This is a genomic window from Pseudoalteromonas sp. SG45-2 (assembly GCF_014164115.1).
Lineage (GTDB): Bacteria > Pseudomonadota > Gammaproteobacteria > Enterobacterales > Alteromonadaceae > Pseudoalteromonas > Pseudoalteromonas distincta.
This window is the reverse complement of sequence record NZ_JACJEO010000012.1, coordinates 111248-135476: the sequence shown is the minus strand read 5'-3', so window position 1 is coordinate 135476 and position 24229 is coordinate 111248. Positions and strand designations below refer to the sequence as shown.

Here is a 24229-nt window from a genome sequence, read left to right as displayed (position 1 = left end):
AAAAAGCCACATAGATACTGTACTCAAGTACAGGTTTAAAAGAAAAATTCAAAAAATAAAAAATCAACAAGAAAGTGGTAGAAAATTTTTTTTATGCTAACCAAAACGATTACTTGCAAAAATAGTATTCCTTTACTAAATACTTAAGGGAGTATTTACGGTCTTAACAGGATCTAAGAGGAAGAAATGATTACAAAAAACACTTTTAAGAAACATCAAGAGACTATGTTAATCGGACTAACGATTACAGCCGCAACTCTACTAAACTATGTGCATGCAAATGAACAATCAGCAATGCCACTTACCTATGTCTCAAGTAAAGCGATTGAAAACAATCCTGAAGTACAAGAAGCATGGCATGCTTTTAAATCTTCGATTTATGGAGTAGATGCTGCCCGCTCAGGTTATTTACCAAGTGTTGATGTATCAGCAAGCGCGGGCTATGAAAGAAGAAATTACGGTGTTGAAGAAGAATATAACCGTAATACAGCCGAGTTAAGTGTTACTCAAATGCTTTACGACGGTTTTAGAACCTCGAATACTGTTGATCGCTTTAAACGCATTCAACTCATTAGGTACTTTGAGCTTATTTCTCAAACAGAACAAACAGCACTTGAAGCCTCAATAGCCCTGCTCGACGTACAAAAATTCAAAGAGTTAGTACAACTTGCAGAAGCAAATTTACAAGAGCACGAGTCTGTATATCAACAAATAGAACAAAGTGTAGGAGCTGGTGTAGCGCGCGCTGCCGATCTAGAACAAATTAGTGGGCGCTTATCTTTAGCACAATCTAACGTATTAACGGAGTACTCAAATTTACATGATGTAAGCGCTCGCTACTTAAGGGTTGTAGGAGAGCTTCCTATGAACGATATAAAGCAAGCTGACCTTGATGAAAAAAATATACCAATTTCAGTTAATCAAGCGCTAGACGTCGCTTACAAAAATAGCCCTTCATTTTACGCCTCTTTGTATAATATTGAAGCACAAAAAGCGAACGCAAAAGCACAAAAAGCAGCGTTTCATCCTAACGTAGATTTATCTGCCCGCTACGGTAGCCAAGATAGAGATGAACTTGGTCAAAATGAAACCAGAACAGAAGCGCGAGTCGGCATCGATATTAGCTATAATTTATATAATGGTGGTCTTGATAATGCCAATTTAGAACAAGCCTATCAGGATATAAACATTGCAAAATATCAACGCGATCAGTCTTGTATTGATATTCGTCAGAGTCTGCAAATTGCTTATTACAACGTCACTATATTAGAGCAAAAGTTACCGGCGCTTGATCAACACCGCGAATCATCAACTAAAGTTAAAATTGCATATAAGGATCAATTCGATATAGGCCAACGAACTCTACTAGACGTACTTGATGCCGAAAACGAGTCATTTCAATCAACACGTTCATACATAGTGGCGCTTTACGACCGTCAATCAGCTATTTTAACTATGCTAAAAGAAATGGGGAAATTACTGCCAGCACTTAACGTGATGTCAGATAAATACCCTACATTAAAAGAGCTAACTGACGACCCTATTGTTCATAACGCACAAAATATCTGTCCGAGTTACGATGTAGCAACCACCTTTAGCCGCAAGGCATTTCTTCAAAAAAAAGCTAAGCAAGATAATGCATACATGAGTGTAACGGCTATGCCAAGGTACTTAGATATACCGCTGGAAACCGACACGACAGCAAGCAGCTTTACCGATGATGATGGTGACGGCGTACCAAATGAGCAAGACACTTGCCCAAGCACACCTTTGAGTACAAATGTAGATTTATCTGGTTGCACAATTTATAGCGCATCAACCTCGAATATAGAAATTGGTATTCCTTTTTCTGCTGACTCAAGCGATGTAAGGTCTCAATATATTCAAGAAATTAGTCGGCTTGCAGATTTTTTAAAAGAGAACCCAACTAAACAGGTTGAAATACAAGGTCATGCCTCTTTAGATGGAGACCGTAAATATAACCGTAAACTATCAGAAAAACGTGCGTTTGCCGTAGCTGAAATTCTGATTAAGCAATTCGATGTAGAACCTAAACGTGTTAAATCGTTCGGGTATGGCATCGATCAACCACGTGTAAACGAAATATCAGTAAGAGCAAATGCTGCGAATCGACGTATCGAAGCTGTAATTACTGATACCTAAAGACAATTAACGTTATGTAAATAACCTAAACTCGGCATGAAATATTTAAGTCGAGTTTAGGTTTACTAGTAACAATCCTATGCAGTTCTACATAACATTGGATGGTGTATGGAATTAAACGATGTACTTGATCATGGTGGCATCCTCGTTGACTGCCTAGCAGTTTTATGTCGTCATCATGGTAAAGAGTTTTCAAGAGAAGCACTATTAAATGGACTTCCTCTAACTGATGGAAATCTTACTCCATCAGGTTTTTCGCGCGCAGCAAAGCGCATCGGCTTTAAATCAAAAGTAGTTAATAAGCCATTACAAAAAATTAATACAGCACTGCTACCTGCCATCTTAATTTTAAAAGATAACCAAGCCTGTGTTATTAATTCTATTGATTACGATAAACAGTTGGTGAGTGTAATTTACCCAGAACTTACAGAATCAGTTATCGAACAAAGCATTGATGAGTTAGCTGCTAACAGTGTAGGTTTAGTTATTTATACTCAACCAGAGTTTGCATTTGATGAGCGAACACCTGTACTTGAAAAACTATCAAAAGACGGATGGTTTTGGGGAGTAATTAAAGAATGCCGCTCACTTTATAAGGACGTAATTATTTCGGCTGTTGCTTTGGGTTTTTTGTCGGTTGCTATGCCTTTATTTGTAATGAACGTATATGACCGCGTAGTGCCCAACCACGCAACAGAAACCTTATGGGTACTTGCCATTGGCATTTTAATAGCACTCACTGCTGACTTTGTTTTGCGTTTAGTAAGAGGCTACTTTGTAGAGCTTGCTGCCAGTAGAATAGATGTCAAAGTATCGGCTGTAATAATGGAGCGGGTATTAGGTATGAAACTAAAAAACCGCCCATCGTCCGCAGGCTCCTTTGCTAGCAACATTCAATCATTTGAAGCTGTACGTAACTTTTTTAGCTCCATAACACTTGTCGCATTAGTAGACTTGCCATTCGTAGTTTTGTATTTAATTGTTATTGCCATTATTGGCGTACCTCTAAGTTTACCTATTATCGCGGGCGCACTTATATTATTAGCTTACGCTATAGCCGCACACCGCAAACTTGAGGCTCTTTCAGAACAAACAATGAAAGCAAGCTCAATGCGAAATGCAGTATTAGTCGAAAGCTTAACCAATATTGAAGATGTAAAGAGCTTTCACTCAGAGTGTAAAACACAGTCTGTATGGGAAAAGTCTACCATTTACATTGCACAAGTAAACGCACATAGCCGACTCGTTTCAAGCTCTATATCAAATACAGCATCATGGATACAGCAATGCGTAGGCGTAATAATAATGATAATAGGCGTACACCTCGTTATTGAAGGTGAGCTAACTCAAGGCGGGTTAATTGCAGCCTACCTATTATCGTCTCGTGCTATGGGCCCAATCGGGCAGTCGGCCGCTGTTTTAGCACAATATCATCATGCCGCAATAGCAATGCAATCACTGAACGAGATTATGGAAAAAGAGGTCGAGCGTCCACCTGGTAAGCATTGGTTAAGCCACCCTATTTTAAAGGGTGATATAGAATTTAAAGATGTATGTTTTAAATACTCTGACGAATCTCATAATGCGCTCAACGGCGTTAGTTTTAAAATTAAAGCCGGTGAAAAAGTCGCCATTTTAGGACGTAATGGCTCAGGTAAAAGTACATTAGAAAAGCTTATTTTAGGACTATACGACCCCTGTTCAGGATCAATTTTGATGGACAATAATGATATACATCAAATTGACCCAGCTGAGCTTCGTCATAATATTGGCTACCTACCACAAACCGTTGCTCTGTTTTATGGAACCTTGAAAGACAACCTCACCATGAGTGCTTGGCATGCCAAAGACGAGCAAATTATTGAAGCCTGTGAGCGAAGCCAATTATTTGATTTAATTAATTCGCACCCAGACGGATTTGATTTACAAGTAGGCGAGCAAGGTCGTCAATTATCAGGTGGGCAGCGCCAAGCTGTAGGTATGGCAAGAGCCATAATTAACGACCCTCCGATACTATTACTAGATGAGCCAACATCATCACTAGATCATAATAGTGAAAGTAAAATTATTAATAATTTAAAGGGTTATTCTAAAGATAAAACCTTAATCGTGGTGACTCACCGCTCATCATTACTTGAGCTTGTTGACCGAATTATAGTTTTAGATAACGGAAAAGTAGTTGCTGATGGACCAAAACAAAAAGTAATTGCAGCGTTAAATAATAAGACAGTGGAGCAAGCCTCATGAGTGACAATAAAAAACCACTTGAACAGCGCTCCTTTGAATCTGTTAGCAGAGCAATAGAAGCAAGAAAACAAGGCAAGCCATCAATATTTAATAAACTATTTAAAGGATGGATTTCTCCGCCTAATAGCCAAGACTGGGTAGTCGATGCGCAGTGGGAAAAAATGCAACAGGAGCCAGCAAGCGCTAGGTTATTGCTCTATTTAATTTGTTTAACGTTTATATGCCTTATTGTGTGGTCTGGTTTTGCTAATTTAGATGAAGTTGCTCGTGGTGAGGGGCGAGTTATTCCCTCCAATAAATTACAACTTATTCAATCTTATGATGGTGGTATGGTCGAAAAAATAAATGTAAAAGAGGGGCAAATAGTAAATGAGGGTGATGTACTCATTAAAATAGACCCTACCCGCTTTATTTCTAGCTTTAGAGAAAACCAATCCAAAGTTGAGTCGTTAAGCGCAAAAGTAGCGAGACTCAGAGCACTCACTCAAAAAAAGGAGCTCGTATTTAGTGAGTCTGTTATTAAAAATGCGCCTAGAGTTGTGCAACATGAGCGTTCTCTTTATTTGAGTAACAGCCAAGAATTAGAGCAACAAGTAAGTATTCACAAACGCCAACTAGAGCAGCGACACCAAGATTACATTGAAGCCAAAGCGGCACTTGAGCAGCATACGAGCGCGCTGCGCTTAACAAACAGAGAGCTCTCTGTTACTCGCCCATTGTTACGCACGGGCGCTATCTCAGATATAGATATTATTCGTTTAGAGCGCCAAATAGTTGATCTAAACGGCGAGATAAACAGAACCAAGGCAGTTATAAATAGGAGCCTTTCGGCCATTAACGAAGCTAAAAATAAAGTAACCGAAGTTGAACTCGTTATGATTAACCGTTGGAACAATGAACTATCCGAAGCGCTACTTCGACTAGATTCAATTAAAGAAACTGAATCTGGCTTGGCCGATAAAGTAACACAAACCGAAATACGTTCTCCTGTTAAAGGCACTGTACAGCGATTATTAGTTAATACTGTTGGCGGTATTTTACAGCCCGGTAGCGATGTTATGGAAATTGTCCCGCTTGACGATCAACTTGTAGTAGAGGCAAAAATTCCTCCTAAAGACATTGCATTTTTACGCCCTGGGCAATCTGCGATGATAAAATTTAGTGCCTACGACTTTGCCGTATATGGAGGCCTTGAGGCAGAGGTTTTACATATTAGCGCCGATACCATTACAGATGATCGTGAGAATACCTTTTATTTGGTGCAACTAAAAACCACCAAAAATAACTTTTCAAAAGAGCTGACTATTATTCCAGGTATGACCACTCAAGTGGATATTATTACCGGTAAAAAAACCGTACTTGAGTATCTTTTAAAACCAGTTCTTAGAGCTACATCGCAAGCAATGACAGAGCGTTAAGCATTTAATAAATGGAGAAATAATGCGCCAAAGTATTTTTATTACACAGCCTGAATTTGAATCGAAGCACTGGCGTGCAGCGTTTCCTGGTTGTTTAATATGCACAAAAGAACCAAACAGAGTAACGGCATCAAGTATTATTTGGGTTTTAGCCGGTACACCGAACTGGCTTGAGCTCGTTAAAAAGTATTCGCAACAACGTTTACTCGTTATTGTTATGACCAACGAACTAGAAATAAATCAACTAAGGAGTGCGCTTGAAGCAGGAGCTAAAGGATACGTAGAAGCACTCGCCACTAAAGTAATTATTGAACAAGTACTTGAGACTATTTGTTCTGGCGGAATATGGTTACCAGGACAATTACTATCTAATTTAGTGGGAGCTTTATCAAATACACCGTTTAAATATGCGAGTACATGCGAGCTTGAGTTACTCACAAAACGAGAACGCCAAGTAGTTGATATTGTTGTAACTGGCGCTACTAATAAACAGGCTGCAGAATCTTTAAATATTACAGAGCGTACGATTAAAGAGCATATGGGTTCTATATTTAATAAGCTAAAAGTACGCGACCGCATCCAATTAATGTTAGTTGTAAAAGGGCATTAACCGCACGGTTAATGCCCTTTTACTCTTTAATAACCCCATCAAAGCCTAAGTTAATAAGTGTATCGAGGTCATCTTGACTGGTAACACCTTGTGCGACCACTTTAATACCAATAGAGTGCGCTAAAGTACAAACCCCTCGCAGGAATGTTTGGTTATCTTGGCTGTAACTAATATTATGCCCATAAACGCTATCAATCTTAATCATTTCAAGCCCAAACTCCTGAATTTTTTCAATTTTAGTAAATTCAGGACCTACACGTTTTAACGCCACCTTAGCGCCCATACACCTTACATCTTCACAAAAGCCTTTAAATATTTTAATTTCGCTGACGGCAATACTTTCTCGTATATCAAAGCAAATTTTAGAGGCTAAATCAGGAAATGCCGATAGATAGGTAAGAATTGAAGCAAGCGCAGCATCATCAAGTAATGTTTGGGCAGATAACTCAACCGAAATCAGCTCACTTGGTGGCTCAATACTATACTGAGCAACCAACGCCTTAATTAATCCCCAATCTAAACGCGCTAATAACTTTAAGCGATTAGCCCATTGGTAATAATAACTTGCCCGATATATTTGCCCGCCAAGCTCTAGGCTCAGTCCTAATTGATTTTGCATCAACTGCCCCGTAAAACTCGTTACTGGGTATGTGTTAATTTCTAGCGCTTTGTTATCTAGAGCTTCTTCTATTGCATTTTGCCAACTCGTTGCATCATCAAATAACTCGCTTTTTTGTTTATTGTCACTTACTTTTGCTTGAACACCTGGTTTATTATCGGCTGATTTTAAAAGTTCATCGGCTCGTTTTAATACATCAAACCGCGTGTCATTCTTTTGTATGTAAGTGCAACTATGCGGTATAGCTAATTCAATATTTTTATACTCTTCAATAAAAGATTCATGAAGCCTAACTACTTTTTTACTCAATAGTTCAATATCATCAGTATCACTAAACAGTACAGTAAAGTCATTATGTGATATTCGGGCTATGTAGTTTTCTGAAAAGTGTGCTTCATTTGATTCTAAAAACTCGATTAAAACCTGCGAAAAACGACGTAAGAAATTAACCATTTCTACACGGCTAATTTGTTCGCTCATTTTATCTAGGTTTACAACCCGAAATAAAAACAAGGCGCCATGGGCATGATCTTTCGATTTTTGTAAGTGGGCCTCAAGCGTTGCACCAAAGTATTCTCTATTTGCTAAACCAGTTAGCTCATCATGTTGTGATTTAAATCTAAGCTCTTCTAAACGTTTACTATCTTCTTTAATAATACGACTAAAACGGGTAGATAATTGGTTCATAGATTGCACTAAACGTGCAAACTCAAATGTACGAGGGACGGTGGATTTAATAAAACGTTTTTCACCAAATGCATTAGCCTGATACACAACATCATCTAGCGGTTTTAATATCCTACTTAAAAAGTAAGCACTAACTATACAAGCAAAAAAAGCGACAATTAAAAAACTAAAAAATAGTTTAAGCACACTTTCCCATAAGGCTTGCTCAGCATATTGACTATGGCTTTCTATAAACAAAGTTCCAAATTGCTGCCAACCATTATTTACTTGCCCAACTCCTGGTTGAACATTTAATCCATACATTGCCCTAAACCACTTAGGAGCCGTCGCTTTAAGCTCATCGGTAAATGTGCGTTTAACAATCACCTCACCATTCGGGTTTTGTAGCTCTATTCGCTTATAGTGACCGGTATCAAATGTGGCTGAAACTAATAATTCAAGCTCAACGGGGTCTTTGTCTAATTGACTGATCATCAACGCAAGTGAGCTGGCGTTATCTACATTTTTTAAGTACAGCTGGGTCGAAAAATAACTTTTAGCCGAATTAGTACTAATTAAAACACTACTTATAAAGCCCACAAAAATAACAATTAATAATGCAATCCATAGCTCTTGCCTGAGTGTTATTTTTCGTTTTTTAAGATACTTAGATAAGGAAAATGATGCCATTACCACATAACTCCTTCTTGGGTTGTCTGCTCCAAAATTTTACGCCAGCGTGAAAGTCTTGCTGTTGGGCTGGCTACACTTTTGGTTGAATTATTAGCCCATAAACCTTGGCTGTTAAAGCTAAAAACAGGGCTTAAATCTACACGTTTTGCAGCAGGTAAAACCTTTGTTATTAAACTGTCTAAAATAAGTGGCTGAGCGTTTGGTGTAGCAAAATAACCTAACACCATATGCGCTTGCGTTTTGTTAGTGCCCGCAATTTTTGCTTTTACATAAATAAGGCGTAACTTGTCGTCGCTCACACCTAACGCTCTTAAGCTGATATATTTTGCTATTGCGTAATCTTCACAATCACCGAGGCCTCTGCCTAATGTTTCTAAAGGGGTTGCCCAATAATCGTTTTGTTTCCATAGCAAAATATCTGTCTGGTAGCGTAAATTACGCGCAAAAAAATCATTAACAATAAGAATTTGTTGTTGCTCTGGCTTGTTTTGAGTTTGCACCAACATGCTTTGCCAGTTGCGTGCAACCGCCGCTCGCGCAGGTCCATATTTTTGACCCATGAGCTCTATAAAGGTATTAAATTGAATAGTTAGTCGACTTGCAAGCACACCACTGGAGAGTACAAAAAACAGCAATAGGTAGCGCAAATTGGCTTTGCACCATATAAATAATTGAGGATTTAAATGACTTGGCTTAATCGCCATTTACAGAGCCACTGTTAATATAAGTGGCAATAAAATACATCTGTTGAGCACTACGCAATCTGCTTAAAATTAATCCTAACAACAGCATAGCACTCAATATAGGAGGATGAGATATTTTGAATAACTTTTTTAGTAGTACGTTACTTTTTTAACTTCGCGTGGTTTTACTTCACCTATGTATAAATCGTGCACACGCTTCATATTAAGCTCAAGCTCGGTCACGTAAGTATCATCTACTGCGTAAGTTTTAATTATTTGTGCACCTTTAATAAGCCCCTGCACTTTACTTTCTAAGTAATCGTCTTGAGCAATTGAGCCTTCCACCGTTATTCCTGCGGTAATTTTTTGCCCATAGACTTGCTCAGTAAGCTCCCGGTAAGCTTCAAGCTTAGAAGCCTTAATGGCCATAAGTTGCTTTTGCGACAAGTTAGCACCTTTTTGCAAGCTAATAGGTGCATACCCTATCGCTTTTAAAACGGGGTAATTATTTGGCTCTACATATTTATATTCAACATGCTTATCAAAAACGCTGCTACAACCACCTAAGGTTAAACACCCAAGTGTGATAAGTAATGAAATTGCTCGCATAGCATTTAGCCCTTGTATAGTAATTAGCAGTACATATGCACGTTTAATGCCATTTATAGCATTACTAATAATTACCAAATAACATTGGTACAGTCCTTGCTCTACCTAGTTAATAGCTAACGTTTAATTGGAGTAAAGGTATGAAGTCGTTTTTATCATTGGCATTTGCAGGGTTAAGTGCAACGGCATTATTAACGTTCTCCCCTTTTACTAAAGCACAGTGGTATGAATCAACGGGTCACGCAAACGTCCAAAATGGTGATACAAGCGCTGCTAAATCTGCCGCTATAAAAGATGCGATTACACAGGCGTTAGTATTCTCTGGCGCACGGGTTAGCTCTGTGCAAACCTTGGTAGATGGCGTGTTGATGCAAGATCAGCTAAAAATTAGCAGCCACGGCGAAATTCAAAAAATTGAACTGGTCAGCGAAAATAAATACGACAATAAATTTGCCGTTACATTACGGCTCGATATTTTTTCTCAAACAGAGCAATGCCCACAAAATAGTTTTAATAAATTTGTGGCCGTTACACAAAGCCAACTTGTTCATCGTGAACACGCCAAAATGGGTCAAATATTTGACGTAAGCAAAGCGATTAGCAAAAATATTTTTACTTCCCTGCAAAAATCAAAAATGAGCGCAGTACCTATTGCTTACTATAATAATGCAATAAGCGTTGATAAGTACTTTTCGCAACAGCACGACTATTCAAATGCCCAATTAGAAGAAATATCTTCGCGCAGTAACGCTCAATATGTTCTGCTTAGCCAAATAACCAGCCTTTCAACTAGCGACAAACTCAATAACGATTATGCATTTTGGCAAGACGAGGCGTACGAGCGCAGTTACAACATTGAATTTGTATTATTTGATGGCACTACCTATGAGCAACTTTGGCAAAATAGTTACCATACTCAAGCAATTTGGCCATTTGAAAAAACAACCATAGTTGACGTTAATAGTGATAGGTTTTGGCAATCGCCTTATGGGCAAAGCATAACCGATATCAACCAAGCAGTAAGTTATGACATTCAAGCAGCCATGGCGTGTTTGCCAACTCAAGGCAAAATAATGCACATGGAAAATAGCAAAATCGTTATTAATTTAGGTAAAGCTCATGGGTTAAAAAAAGGCCAGATGCTAAGCATTGCGCACCATAACTATTTAACCGACGCAGCGGGTAATGTTATGCCACACACCATCACCACGCTTAATAAAATTCGCGTTGAGCAGCTTTATCAGCAAACTGCAGTAGCTGTCAGTATTGATGACAAACCACTACCTGGCGTGCAAATTAACGATGTAGTAGAAATAATCAGCCAAGATCTTTAGTTAATTTAGCTTTTAAATTAGGGTGAGCCGATAACCACTTGCCCAATTGTTCTACACCCGATAAATGCGGATAATGCTTTCTGCATGCAAACACCACATTACGCTGCTGATTAGGGAATATAGGCAAGTAATCAATCCCTACACGGTCGGTACATGCCAGTTTTGGTACAAATGTAATACCGTCATCCATGGCCACTAACGCTAATAATGTTTCTAAACTATTACCTTTATACTGATTAGATATATCGACTCCCGCAGAAAAACAAAACTTTTGGGCTTGATCTTTAAAGCAATGACCATCACTTAACATTAGTAGGCTGCATCCTTGAAGGTCGCTCAACGCCACTTTTTTATGCTTAGAAAGCGCGTTATCTTGTGATACCGCCACTAAAAAATCTTCTTTGTATAAAGCAACCGTATGGTAATTAATAAGCTCTGGCACATCGGCTAAAATAGCAAAGTCGAGTTCGCCATTATTTAAAGCTTCTAAAATTGTTGCTGTTTGCATCTCAATAAACGAAAACTGACTATCAATAAATGCCGCTTTCATTGATGTTAATAACGCAGGCAACAAGTAAGGCGCAATGGTAGGAATAATACCAATAGTTAATTTACCTTGTAGGGGCTCATTAGAAGTAGCAGCAAGTTCTTTGAGTATTTGCGTTTGTTCTAAAATAATCTCTATTTGCGTCAACAAACGTTCACCTTTTGCTGTTAACGTAACTTGTTTAGTTGAGCGGTCAAATAAAGTAACGCCAAGCTCATGTTCGAGTTTTTTTACTTGGCCACTTAATGTAGGCTGACTTACAAAACATGCATTGGCAGCTTTGCGAAAGTGCTTGTATTGCGCTATTGCTTTTACATATTCAAAATCTTTTAAGTTCATATTCAGCTCCGCATGATAGTTTATAACTATCAGTTTAATACAAACAAACGATTGGAACTATATTTAATTGTTCGCCATAATGGCTATCAACAAATCAAGAGGAACAAAAAACTATGTTAAACAATATCGAAGGTCAAACAGTCCCAAGTGTTACATTTGCAACTCGTCAAAATAACGAATGGAAATCAGTAACAACAGATGAAATTTTTAAAGGTAAAACGGTTGTAGTGTTTTCACTACCTGGTGCATTCACACCAACATGTTCATCAACTCACTTACCACGTTACAACGAATTAGCAGGCGTACTTAAGCAAAACGGCGTTGACGAAATTGTATGTTTATCAGTAAACGATACCTTTGTAATGAACGCATGGGCTGAGCATCAAGAAGCGCAAAACATTACTTTATTACCAGACGGCAACGGCGAATTTACTGACGGCATGGGCATGTTAGTAGACAAAAACGATCTAGGCTTTGGTAAGCGCAGCTGGAGATACTCTATGCTTGTTAAAGATGGCGTGGTTGACAAAATGTTCATCGAACCAGATTTACCAGGTGACCCGTTTGAAGTATCTGACGCAGACACAATGCTTGATTACATCAACCCTAAGCAAGCTAAACCAGAACCTGTAAGCATCTTTACTAAACCTGGCTGTCCTTTTTGTAAAAAAGCAAAAGAGCTTCTTGCAGAAAAAGGCTTCGCATATGAAGAGATTGTTATGGGTGCAGGCGCATCACTAACAAGTCTAAAAGCTGTATCTGGTCGTGACACTGTTCCACAAATATTCATTGGTGGTAAGCACATCGGTGGTTCAGACGACTTAGAAAAATACTTTGCTTAATTAAGTAAAAAATAGCAGGGGCGTACGCGCCCCTCTATATCAATCTCATCGCTTAGATTGAAAATAATAAAGGATACCACTATGAAAGAATTGCAAACCGATGTTGTTGTTATAGGCGCTGGCACTGCTGGTTTAAGTGCTTATCGTAATGCTAAACAGTTCACACAAAATGTATTAATGATCGAATCAGGCCCATACGGCACCACATGTGCACGTGTTGGTTGTATGCCAAGCAAGTTATTGATTGCAGCCGCTGAAGCCGCACACGCAATTGAAATGGCACCTGCATTTGGTGTTCATAGCTCAAAGCCTGTCATTGATGGCAAAGCAGTTATGGCACGCGTTAAAAGTGAACGAGATCGTTTTGCAGGGTTCGTAGTAGAAGCCGTAGATGAATTACCAGATGGTGATAAAATTCGTGGTTACGCTAAATTTTTAGACGCAAACCGCGTACAAATAGACGACCATACAATTATTACAGCAAAACGCTTTGTAATTGCCACCGGTTCACGCCCTTCATACCCTGGCGTATTTAATAACTTTGGTGACAAACTTATTATAAACGACGACGTATTTGATTGGGATGACCTACCAGAATCAGTCGCTGTATTTGGCCCTGGTGTAATAGGTCTTGAAATTGGCCAAGCACTTAGCCGACTAGGCGTAAATGTAAAACTATTTGGTGTAGGCGGCGCAATTGGCCCACTTACAGATCCAGTAGTAAAAGACTACGCAAATACTGTTTTTGCTGAAGAATTTTTTGTAGATACCGACTCAAACGTATCTGACATGATGCAAGTTGGTGACAAAGCACAGCTAACTTACACCGACAAACAAGGTGAAAAACACACCGAACAGTTTGACTACGTACTTGCAGCCACAGGCCGAGTACCTAACGTAGATAAACTAGGCCTTGAAAACACAGGCATTGAACTTGATGAACGCGGCGTACCGCACGCAGACACACATACAATGCAGTGTGGTGAGTCGAACATATTTATAGCAGGCGATGCAAGTAACATGCTACCACTGTTACACGAAGCATCTGACCAAGGTGCTATTGCAGGTCAAAATGCAGGGCGCTTCCCAGATGTACGTATAGGTCTGCGCAGAGCAAAAATTGCAGCTGTATTTAGCGACCCACAAATAGCAATGGTAGGCGAAAGCTACAAGCAAATTACTGACCGATTAGGCCCATGCGGTTGTTTTGAAGTAGGCGAAGTAAGCTTTGAAAACCAAGGCCGTAGCCGAGTAATGCTTAAAAACAAAGGTCATATGCGTGTATATGCAGAGCAAGGCACAGGCTTATTTTTAGGTGCAGAATTTATTGGCCCACAAGCCGAACACATCGCTCACTTATTAGCTTGGGCTGTACAAAACAAAATGACCGTACCAGAAATGCTTGATATGCCATTTTACCACCCAGTAATTGAAGAAGGGTTACGCACCGCTCTTCGCGACTTAAACGCCAAACTTAAATTTGGCCCAGACATTGTAAATTCATGTATGGAATGTGGCCCAGGCGCATAACCTATTTACCACACATACAAACTTGCTAAGTAAAAGCCAAAACTAACGTTTTGGCTTTTTTTTATAATTTTTTTAAGCTAACCTCTCAAAAAAAAATTTAGCTGTTACACTTAATTGATAATTCAATTAAAAAGATGGAATAGCTATGCCCAATAATAAATTTAGACTAGTCACTCGCAGCGATTTTGATGGCTTAGTTTGTGCCGTATTGCTCAAAGACTTAGACCTAATTGACGATATTTTATTTGTTCATCCAAAAGACATGCAAGATGGCAAAATAGACATTACCGAAAACGACATTACGACCAACCTCCCCTACGTTGCAGGCTGTCATATAGCATTCGATCATCACCTTAGCGAAACCGTTCGCAACTCAAGCGACATAAAAAACCATATTATTGACCCAAAAGCCCCATCAGCAGCTCGCGTAGTTTATGACTATTATGGCGGCGCTGAAAAACTTCCAAATATTTCTGTTGAAATGATGGACGCGGTAGACAAAGGCGATGCTGCTCAGTTTTCAAAAGACGAAATATTAAACCCAACCGATTGGGTATTAATGAACTTTATTATGGATGCGCGAACTGGACTTGGCCGTTTTCGCGAGTTTAAAATTTCAAATTACCAATTAATGATGAAACTGATTGATGCGTGTAAAGATCAGAGCATCGAAGAAATCCTGCAAATGGAAGACGTAGCCGAACGTGTTGCTTTATATAACGAGCATAACGAAAAAGCCAAAGAGCAAATTTCTCAATGCGCTACCGTTCATAAAAACTTAGTAGTCCTTGATTTAACTCAGGAAGAAACAATTTACGCCACAAACCGATTTGTTATTTATGCCATGTACCCCGACTGCAATATCTCGATTCATAAAATGTGGGGCCTTAAAAAGCAAAATGTAGTGTATGCCATAGGTAAATCAATCACTAACCGCAGTTCAAACACCAATGTTGGCGAACTATGCCTTAAATACGGCGGTGGTGGTCATTTAAATGCAGGCACTTGCCAAGTAGAAACAAGTAAAGCAGAAGCTGTTCTTAGTGAATTAATTGATACTATTACAAGTGATGGCTAGGATTTAATATTTCATTATGTAAAAGCGAGTAAATTAACGTTTACTCGCTTTTTTTGTAATATTTAATATCAATTACTTCTCCTTCATTTTGTTTTTGTATACTCCCTACTTTACTCACTTTTGTACAATATGACCAAGCACCTTGCCTACCTGCCATAAATGAACTCGTGTTTACAAAAAATTTTTAGTACCAAAGATAAGAACAACTTGTTGTTGCCAATTTGTAAATGAGAAGCTAACATATTGGACAGCAAGGTTTTCACTTGAAGCCTTACCAAAAATAAAAATTACTTATTACCAATTATGGAAAATACAATGCAACACAAATACACAACAACTATATCTGCAATATCGGTACTCGCCGTGCTTTTGTTAGGTGCTTCATCTGGCAAAGCAATGGCATCATGTAACTACAGTGGTAACGCCCCTAGCGGCTCTTACGCACCAGGATATGTTTCTGGCAATCAACGTACAGAAGTACGAAAAGCTAAGTTACAGGTTGGTCCAAGCTCAACAACTTGCTACTCACAAAGCCAAATAAAAAACAGCAGTTCGAAAAACGACCATTTTTATACAACTTCAGATGGCTCCGTTCTTTACTTTTATGAATCGGGTGATAGTAATAGATCAGAGCTTCGTGAGGAACGCGAGTTTAAAATTAGCGAAAATACATCATCAAGCCGCTACATCCGAATTAATTCAAAGTTTGTATCTAAATCATCAAACCTAGGAAAAGCCATTTTTGCACAAGTGCACGTAGATGAAAGCGGACAAAAAGGGCCACTAGCCGCACTTAAGTGGGCTGCAGCTGGCGAACAAAAAGATGCATACAACAACTCGCCTGAAGGGATCTACCTTTCACTTCGCAGAACCATGAACTGCTCAGGAACTGATTGTTTCACACATATTTATGTAGGCAATTACGACGAAACATTTAAAACTTATAGACTAGGTTTATTCAACGGAAAGTTAAGATTGAAGGTTAACGACTCATATATTAACTTGCCACGTAATGATATTTACGATGAAGACGGTGATGGCAATAAATCAGAAGTAAAAACTGGAAGCTCTATCGATTTAAGAAATAACGCTGACTGGAAAGATAAAAAACTCTACCTCAAAACAGGTGTTTACATAAACACAGATGGTAGCGCAAAAGTAGCAACTAAAAACTTAAAGTTTTATTAAGCGTTAGTAATATGTATAGCTCGTCAAATATACGACGAGCTTTACTTAGCGCTAATATAAATAAATTATGAATAAGCACAATTATGACAAAAAGCAAAAACAAAGCAACAAAATGGCAAAGTAAATCAACTACATTAACGTTGATGGCCCTCGCGTTTCTATGTGGTTATTCTACTGCTTCATTAGATGTATTTGACTCATTTACGGAAGAAGTTGAATCGTATGAAGTAAAAAACATTCAACAACTCACACTTACTAACCACGAAAAATTAGATACTCGCCTAGCTAATAAAAACCTAAACAAGCCGCCAGAAAGCAAAATAAAGGTTATTCCAAACCATACCAACGAAAGTTTTGTTAACCCTGTTGAGGCTAACTTTCAAAGCAGTGACACCTACGATGCCATATCAATGTTAAACAAAGTGATTATATTATCTGAAATGGGGAATTATGCTGACCAAGGTGAAATAGCAGAAGCACTTGATTCATTTAAAAACTTACTCGTCACCTCTCCCTATGAACAAGCTAACTTAATTGATCATATGAGGACACTCAGTTTTGAATCAAAAGAATTTCATCATATTGTATCTATTTTACAAGAACTACCTGAACACCAAGGTGGCCTTGCCTTAACGAGTGTTGCGCTTGAGCTTAGTCAAAATGATGATATTAAATCACAAGAACAGTTCTTATTACTTGCCGCAAACCTAAATAATAATATTGAAAATCCACGTATTCAAACTGCCCTTGCTGATATCGCAATTTACGCTGAAGACTCTGAGCACATTGTTTTAGATGCATTAACTTTATTAAAACCTTTTCATATGGATAACTACGAAAAAGAGCAAATATTAACGCGAATAAACAACCTATTAGCTACTAGCAATACTACTAACCGCAGCCAACTTATTAATAACGCATTAAAATTTAGCAACAACGAAGAACGAGAGCATATGGCAAGCCAATTTATAGATTCTAACTATGATATTGAAACACGCCATGAGATTTTAAGTGGGCTTCACACTGGCATTGTACCTCGCTCAAATCAGCTCAAAGAACTGCTATTAAACATAGCGAGTAATCAATCAGACCCGCTAAACCAGGCAGCACAAAGCACGCTAAAAGAGTTGTTTTATATTACCTACCAAGAATATAAACAAATTAAAAATTAAGCAGGCAAATACCAATGCCATTGCAATGGTGGACTGATACTCGAAGTAAAAGGTTTATGGTTCGCGGGTAAAACCGCTTGTAAAAAGGTAATGACACAAGGCACTATTTATGGAAGGTAGAAAAAGCATAACCCAAAGCTGAAACGAGTTAGCTAAAGCTCCCTATTATCTAATAAGAGCTAAAGCTAAAACTTAAAATAAAATTGCAGTTAAATACAATTTTTCAAATAGCTAAAGCTCCAAACTAAGCTTTAGCTCATATCAAACACCAACACAAAGCCAAAAATAACCTTTAGCTATCTAATTGCCAGAATGGCAAAAAGGGTCTGACTTGGAATTCTGTAAATAACCGTACTAAAAAAAAATAGTAATGATAAATTTATTTTTAATAATCTAACAAAAGAGTACTGGACTATAACTTAATTGGAATATGGGGATTAACAGGTTAAACTTTAGTTACTGAAAATATCCTTTTAAAATAATATCTTATTTTAGGGTTCTGGTTATCTTATTAATAGGGAAGTAATTAGATATGCTTAACAAAGCAAAGTTAAAGAAAGCTTACGAAAAGTACGGGTTTGAAGAACACGCAACTGCAGATGAAAATATAGTTATTTTTTCAATTAGAACTGGGCACTATCATAATGCCGATATAATCCCTTTAGGATCAGACGTAAACGTTACTAAAACTATATATGAATATCAAGAGTTAGGTTTTGCGTGTCAAACTAAGACTTACTCCTCAATTGCTGAAGTAGAATTTGCACTGTTTAGTGGCTTTTTTAATTTAGATGCAACTAGACGTAGACTACTTCGCGACTACAAAGAGTTTACTGATTCTATTGTTAAAATACACTCTGACAATGCTAATTATTCCTACATTAAAACTCAATACTACGTGAATAATAAAGTAGGCGAGCTCAGTGTAACAAAAGAAATTCTAAGCCGACTAGATAACCCAAAGCCTACACTTTTTCTAGTTGAGGCAGCAGCTGGTTTTGGTAAAACTTGTTCTGCCTATGAATTGGTTAAAGAAATAGCTAAAACAAGAACAGAATTATTACCACTCTTCTCCGAGTTATCAAGAAATAGGCAAGCCAAGATTTTCCGTTATGTCCTTTTAGATGAAATTGATAGAAGCTTTCCCCTACTAAGCTCTTCATTAGTTCGTTCAGAAATTAAAACAGGTAAAGTTCCTGTTGTACTTGATGGCTTCGACGAATTGTTGCATGAATCAGCTACAGATGATAACAACAGCTTTGAAACCACTGAGCCAATGCTAGAAACTATCAGTGAACTATTAACAGATCGAGCAAAGGTTGTCTTAACCACAAGAAGAACCGCTATTTTAGATGGTGACCAGTTCCACCAATGGATGAATAATCATGAAAATGACTTTGATGTCATTCGATTAAGAATCCAAGAACCTTGTATTGAAGATTGGTTACCATTAGAAAGGCTGAATAAAATCATTGAAGCAGGCTTTCCAATCGAAAATCTCTCAAATCCTGTCTTATTGTCATTTCTGAGATGTATTTCTGATAAAGAGTTTAGTGAGGTGACTGAGGACTCTACCCAGTTAGTGGATAAATATTTCAACTCTATGATGGAGCGTGAAAGGAAAAGGCAAGATCTTATGATGAAGCCTGATGAACAATACTCAATACTCAGATCTATTGCAGATGATATGATAGAGTTTGATTATACCAGTGAAACAAGAGAGTACATTTATAGCTTAATCTTTGAAAGTAATCAGGAATTAATCGAAAAAGCGAGAAAACGCTACCAGCCAGAAATAAGACCTACAACTGATGAGCTTATAAATAAATTAACAAGCCATGCTCTGTTAGATAGAAAAGGTAAAGGTAATCAAGGAATAGGATTTGTAAATGAATTTGTATTAGGTAATTTTTGTGCAGATAATATTATTGATAACTTGGATATGGAGTGGGATGGCGATAAACGCTTTATCGCACCAGCTATTCAATCTTATCTACCAAGAAGCATAGAAGAAAAAGAGATTCTTTGGGAATCACTTAAATTTGTCCTTGAATTCATTAGTGGCTTCGACAAACTTAAATATAACTTTGATTTAACAGGGCAAATGAGAATAGATCTAATTGGTGAAACTGTTGAAGAATTAGTCGTGAGCAATATCCACTTAGGAAACTTAGCTACTATTAAAGACACTGTATTCATAGGTTGTAAATTTACTTCATGTCATTTCCATATACCAAAAATAAAAAATACAACTTTTATTAACTGCGACTTCTATAATTGTGAGACGGATAAAATAGTTTCAGAAGAAGCAAACATATATTTCGTAAGTTGTAGTGATAATAATAAATTTATTATTAATATCAACCCTGAGCTTGTCACTAGCACTGAAGAAGACGAAGAAGTACTAAATAAATCTGATATTTATGTTTTGGAGAAGTTCTATCCTCGAGGGAGCCAAACTTTTCATAAACATCGAGCTATAGGAGCAATCTGTTCACAGAATAAAATGTATCCTCATTATGAAATTCTACAATCAATTGAAAAGTTAAAAAAATTATCGTATTTATCGGTTCCAGATAAACGTTCTTTTCTAGAGATTAACATAGAACTAATTGGTGATATTAAAACAGTACTAGGGAAAGCCCAATGAATGATAATTATGAACAAGTTTTGTTAAAAAAATTGCATGTTAGAGTCGAAGCTGAACTATCTAGATTAGGCTTACTTTTTCGTGTTTTTTCTCGCTCAAAAACAGAACAATCAATAACTAGTAAAATCAATAAAAAAGGTGACGGTTACTATTCACCTCAAGGAAAAAAAATTCAGGATCTTTATGGTTTAAGAGTTGCTTTATACTTTCCTGATGACTTAAAAATTGCTCAAAGAGCTCTAGAAAAATCATTTAAATTAATATCTAAAGAAGTTGATAGCCCCAATACAAGCTTATTTGAAGCGACAAGGTGTAACTACATATTCAAACTCCCTTTAGATATATCGTCAGACAGTAGCATTCTAAACTGTAATTCACTTGTAGATGATACTTTTGAGGTGCAATTTAGGACAGTGCTATCAGAGGGCTGGCATGAGGTTGAGCATGATTTAAGATATAAGTGTAAAGATGATTGGGGCAAGCACGATGATCTCAGTCGCGCTTTAAATGGTGTATTTGCTAGTTTAGAGACATCTGAATGGGCAATGATGAGATTGTTTGAAGATCTAACATATAGACACTATAAATCTAGTGAGTGGGCTCCAATGATACGAAATAAATTTAGACTCAGAGCTGGGAATGAACTAAATTCAGATATTGAAAAAGCTATTAATGAAAATAATTTAGGCAAAGCAATCTACAGATTAAATCGCGTAAAAATAATATTAACTATTTTAAATAAAAACATAAACATACCTATTAATATTAATACACTTGTTTATATAGCGAATTATTATTTCCTAAAAAACGAAAAACTAACAGAAATCACACCAAGAGCATTGGTGGATATTCTAAGTAAAAGCTAAATTAGACAGATTCGGATTATGTAACTGGATTAAACCCACAGCTGGACCCTCCACTCTAATTCATAAAATAAAATAGTTATTTACTGAAAACCAAGCTACATATATGCTAAACAGGAATTATTCTTGGCTTGATTTTAGAGGTAAGTCATTGATTTAATTGGTAGCCCCTGCAAGAATCGAACTTGCAACTGCCCCTTAGGAGGGGGCCGTTATATCCATTTAACTAAGAGGCCACAAATAAGCTGTGTGCTTAGAGGTGTGAATTATAACGGCATCTGGTTTTTTATATCAAGCGACAACTGAACTTAATTACTTGATAAGTATATATCTTCTTTATTTAGTACATAAATTGGGATTAGTTTTCGACTACTCGCGACGATTTTTTTTGTATGCGCGTTAATTACACGTGTATTTACAACAACAGCATCACTGCGATAAATTAATGTACCCGCTAATACATGGCTCGCCATTTGCTCTTCGCTAAGCTTTTCAATATCACGCGAGAAAGCAAAATCACCACGGCTATTTACATCTATTGTTTGGGTTGTCTTAAAATCAACCACGCCATAACCAAACTTTTGTAACTGATGAATTAATGTTTCAGAAATTTGATTACCCAATTGATTACTTTTAGTAAGCGATGAATCAAGATCGACCAAAGTAGTAACAGCAATATTAATGTTGGTGTCGGTATCACTTTCATACTCAAGCGTATCAACCAAATCAAGTGCCATTTGCTCTACATAGTTAGAAAGTGTTTTATGGTGCTGAAGTGGTGTAAATTGATTGCCGTTAGCATCGTCTTGAGTTGATTTTTGCTCGGCTGTTTTAAGCATGCTTGCTAAGTCATAATTTACTTGTGTGGTTGAAGATGCATTCATTTCAGCACTTTCATTATTTTGAGTAAAGGCACAACCAGTTAAATTAGCTAAAGCAAAAAAAACGATAAAGCGGTTTAATAATTTACTATACATAATTATCTCACTTGCTTGCTTGTTTTAACATTATGCCATCAGTGCGATAGCTACTATTAAGCGCATCAACAACCGACTGTGGAATAAACCCTTGTGCAGAACCGACTACGGCCTTACTTTCTAGCCCAACAATACGTGCATTAACAAGTACACCACCTTGATGGTTTACAAGCGTACCGGCTAGTACATACTTAAAGTTTTGATCTTGATTTAGCTCTAAATAGTCGCGACTAAATACAAAGTCGCCTGTTGAGGTAACGCGCATATAATCAGTTGTTTTAAAATCAATAACGGGTACACCAAAGCTGTGTAATTCATGCATGAAGCTTTCTGCAATTTGATTCCCTAGTAAGCTACCATCGTTGTAGTCTTCATCTAAAAAAATAAAACTCGAAACAGCTAATGGTGTTTGTTCACTTACGTACTGTAAGTTTTCAACCATGTCTTGCATTATGCCGCGCACATAATGGTTAATATTTTTACGCATTGGCGGTGTTGCTTTTGTGTAGTTATCTTGTGGAGCCATTCCTGACTGAAATAAGTTATCGTCAGAAACAGGCGCTGCAACGTCGCGTTGGTTACTCACCAGTTGATTGCTTTGCTCACTTTGTGGTGTTGCGGTGTCTGTATTCATTGTGCCTAGTATTTGAGAGCAACCAAAGCCCAGTGGTAAGCATAATGTAATTAATAGGTTTTTCATTTTGTGCTCCAAATTAGTATTCGCTTCGGTATAAAAGTCCGTCACGCTGCTGAATTTTCTCATTGCCCCACATTACATTAATTGGGATCTCGGTACTTCCCGCAGAGAGCACCTGTTTATTTTCTATATTCACAAGCCGTGCATTAACTATGTATGCATGCTGCTGGCGAGTCACTGTTCCTGTGATAACTAAGTCAATATTTTGGCGATTACGTAATTTACTTAAATCGCGACTTAAAATACTGTCTGAGTTTTCTAATAAAGAGAGGTTATTCCCAAGTCTGTACTCAACGGTGTGATAACCTAGTTGAGTAAATTGCGTAAGCAGACTTTCTTGGATCTGCTGACTTAAGCCTGAGGCCTGCCCTGTCACTAATTTTGTATCTAGTGCATCTGCATAAAAGAAGCTACTAACGCCAACACGTGCATTAGCATTTAACGCTCCATTTAGGTGGTTAAGTTGCGACGTTAAATTAACTACATAGTCATTAACCGTAAAAGGAGCCATGGCCGCTTTAGGTGCATTTGTAGGCACACTTGGTTCTGGTGGTGGCACCAAGTTACAAGCAGCTAAATTTAAAAATAATAAAGGCAGTAAAAGGCGCATAATTGCCATCCTCTTCAAAACATACTGAGGATAAAGCAATTTGTATGCCTATATCGTACTTCTGTAAGGTTGTTGAACATAATAGCTAACAAAACATGTTACTTGTTGCTTTATAAGGGCTAAACAATCACTTTTTGCGTCCGCTGAATTACTATAAGCACCTAACTTCAATCGATAAAAAGTTGTGTTATTAACACTTACGGTTTCTACATTTATCTCAGTGGGTGAGATAATATTTTGTGGTATTTTTTCTTGGAATTCGCTGAGCTTCTTATGCAATGCATTTTTATTTTTAAAAGCGGCAATTTGTAAAGCAAACAATGCCGAGTCGGTTTTTAATATACTTTCGTTATTAACTACATAATTTACAAGACTATTTAGAGAATCAGAATCATTCAGTTGTTTTAGATTAGTAGCAAGCTGCGTTAATTTATTTTCTAACTTGAGTAGCTCCTCTACTTTTGGTTGAGAGCTTTCCCATTGTGCCGCAGAGATTTTGAGCTGCTCTAAATCAGACTTTTCAATAAGAATCGGTTGCGGGGTTGCTTGAGTCATTTTAACTTGTTGAGATGAGTTACATGCAGATAAAACAAGTACACCCATTAGCATCATGCATTCTAAACTCCATTTTAATAACATTTAACTTCCCTAAAATGACGTTGTTTAGGGGGTTATTTATCCCCTAAACGTATTT

Annotated in this window: 20 protein-coding genes and 1 tRNA gene; 12 read left to right on the top strand and 9 right to left on the bottom strand. The window is 37.5% G+C overall.

The genetic code is table 11. From position 1 onward, the window contains the following. Window positions 1-186 precede the first annotated feature (186 nt). From H5116_RS10790 to H5116_RS10775, 4 genes are all read left to right on the top strand, one after another. Entirely contained in the window at window positions 187-2163 is a 1977-nt protein-coding gene (locus H5116_RS10790) for a TolC family outer membrane protein (RefSeq protein WP_182693282.1), read from the top strand. 108 nt (window positions 2164-2271) lie between these two features. After that, a complete protein-coding gene (locus H5116_RS10785; protein ID WP_182716114.1) occupies window positions 2272-4410 on the top strand; it encodes a type I secretion system permease/ATPase in 2139 nt (712 codons plus the stop codon). Then, window positions 4407-5828, top strand: coding sequence for an HlyD family type I secretion periplasmic adaptor subunit (locus tag H5116_RS10780; protein ID WP_182693280.1), 1422 nt, complete (start codon window positions 4407-4409; stop codon window positions 5826-5828). The genes H5116_RS10785 and H5116_RS10780 overlap by 4 nt, the downstream gene beginning before the upstream one ends. Window positions 5829-5850: 22 nt before the next feature. Further along, window positions 5851-6438, top strand: a complete 588-nt coding sequence (locus H5116_RS10775; RefSeq protein WP_138488691.1) for a response regulator transcription factor — start codon at window positions 5851-5853, stop codon at window positions 6436-6438. Window positions 6439-6457: 19 nt separating this feature from the next. On the opposite strand, the gene H5116_RS10770 is transcribed toward H5116_RS10775, so the two are convergent. The 3 genes from H5116_RS10770 to H5116_RS10760 form a co-directional block, all read right to left on the bottom strand. Next, window positions 6458-8413, bottom strand: coding sequence for a LapD/MoxY N-terminal periplasmic domain-containing protein (locus tag H5116_RS10770; RefSeq protein ID WP_182716113.1), 1956 nt, complete (start codon window positions 8411-8413; stop codon window positions 6458-6460). After that, window positions 8413-9120, bottom strand: a complete 708-nt coding sequence (locus H5116_RS10765) for a transglutaminase-like cysteine peptidase (RefSeq protein ID WP_182692702.1) — start codon at window positions 9118-9120, stop codon at window positions 8413-8415. Before H5116_RS10765 ends, H5116_RS10770 begins: the two co-directional genes overlap by 1 nt. A gap of 129 nt (window positions 9121-9249) precedes the next feature. After that, window positions 9250-9708 (bottom strand): LPP20 family lipoprotein, encoded by a 459-nt coding sequence (locus tag H5116_RS10760; RefSeq protein WP_182692703.1) that lies wholly within the window; start codon window positions 9706-9708, stop codon window positions 9250-9252. Between the two features lie 140 nt (window positions 9709-9848). On the opposite strand from H5116_RS10760, the gene H5116_RS10755 reads away from it, so the two are divergent. Beyond that, window positions 9849-11042, top strand: a complete 1194-nt coding sequence (locus H5116_RS10755; RefSeq protein ID WP_182692704.1) for a flagellar assembly protein FlgT — start codon at window positions 9849-9851, stop codon at window positions 11040-11042. Here H5116_RS10755 and H5116_RS10750 read toward each other — a convergent pair. Continuing rightward, window positions 11026-11928, bottom strand: a complete 903-nt coding sequence (locus tag H5116_RS10750) for a LysR substrate-binding domain-containing protein (protein WP_182711533.1) — start codon at window positions 11926-11928, stop codon at window positions 11026-11028. The two genes, H5116_RS10755 and H5116_RS10750, sit on opposite strands and share 17 nt — an antisense overlap. A gap of 113 nt (window positions 11929-12041) precedes the next feature. On the opposite strand from H5116_RS10750, the gene H5116_RS10745 reads away from it, so the two are divergent. The 7 genes from H5116_RS10745 (at window position 12042) to H5116_RS10715 (ending at window position 21254) form a co-directional block, all read left to right on the top strand. After that, window positions 12042-12770, top strand: coding sequence for a glutathione peroxidase (locus H5116_RS10745; RefSeq protein WP_182692706.1), 729 nt, complete (start codon window positions 12042-12044; stop codon window positions 12768-12770). Window positions 12771-12851: 81 nt separating this feature from the next. Next, the gene (locus H5116_RS10740; RefSeq protein ID WP_182672506.1) at window positions 12852-14300 is read left to right on the top strand and encodes a dihydrolipoyl dehydrogenase; all 1449 of its coding nucleotides are present in this window, start codon (window positions 12852-12854) and stop codon (window positions 14298-14300) included. 145 nt (window positions 14301-14445) lie between these two features. After that, window positions 14446-15378 (top strand): exopolyphosphatase, encoded by a 933-nt coding sequence (locus H5116_RS10735; protein WP_182711531.1) that lies wholly within the window; start codon window positions 14446-14448, stop codon window positions 15376-15378. 315 nt (window positions 15379-15693) lie between these two features. After that, a complete protein-coding gene (locus tag H5116_RS10730) occupies window positions 15694-16566 on the top strand; it encodes a polysaccharide lyase family 7 protein (RefSeq protein ID WP_182716112.1) in 873 nt (290 codons plus the stop codon). An 83-nt stretch (window positions 16567-16649) separates the two neighbouring features. Further along, window positions 16650-17738, top strand: coding sequence for a hypothetical protein (locus tag H5116_RS10725; protein ID WP_182716111.1), 1089 nt, complete (start codon window positions 16650-16652; stop codon window positions 17736-17738). Window positions 17739-18270: 532 nt separating this feature from the next. Further along, window positions 18271-20388 carry an NACHT domain-containing NTPase gene (locus tag H5116_RS10720; protein WP_182716110.1) on the top strand — a complete coding sequence of 706 codons (2118 nt, stop codon included), beginning with the start codon at window positions 18271-18273 and terminating at the stop codon, window positions 20386-20388. Then, the gene (locus tag H5116_RS10715; RefSeq protein WP_182716109.1) at window positions 20385-21254 is read left to right on the top strand and encodes a RelA/SpoT domain-containing protein; all 870 of its coding nucleotides are present in this window, start codon (window positions 20385-20387) and stop codon (window positions 21252-21254) included. The genes H5116_RS10720 and H5116_RS10715 overlap by 4 nt, the downstream gene beginning before the upstream one ends. 158 nt (window positions 21255-21412) lie before the next feature. Here the strand turns inward: H5116_RS10715 and H5116_RS10710 are convergent. From H5116_RS10710 to H5116_RS10690, 5 genes are all read right to left on the bottom strand, one after another. Next, a tRNA-Arg gene (locus tag H5116_RS10710) sits at window positions 21413-21487 on the bottom strand. Between the two features lie 72 nt (window positions 21488-21559). Continuing rightward, window positions 21560-22228 carry a FlgO family outer membrane protein gene (locus H5116_RS10705; protein WP_182716108.1) on the bottom strand — a complete coding sequence of 223 codons (669 nt, stop codon included), beginning with the start codon at window positions 22226-22228 and terminating at the stop codon, window positions 21560-21562. A 7-nt stretch (window positions 22229-22235) separates the two neighbouring features. Next, window positions 22236-22928 carry a FlgO family outer membrane protein gene (locus H5116_RS10700; protein ID WP_024589981.1) on the bottom strand — a complete coding sequence of 231 codons (693 nt, stop codon included), beginning with the start codon at window positions 22926-22928 and terminating at the stop codon, window positions 22236-22238. A 13-nt stretch (window positions 22929-22941) separates the two neighbouring features. Then, entirely contained in the window at window positions 22942-23535 is a 594-nt protein-coding gene (locus tag H5116_RS10695; protein WP_182716107.1) for a FlgO family outer membrane protein, read from the bottom strand. 48 nt (window positions 23536-23583) lie between these two features. Then, complete coding sequence (locus H5116_RS10690) at window positions 23584-24174, bottom strand: SPOR domain-containing protein (RefSeq protein ID WP_182716106.1); 591 nt, start codon at window positions 24172-24174, stop codon at window positions 23584-23586. Window positions 24175-24229: the final 55 nt, after the last annotated feature.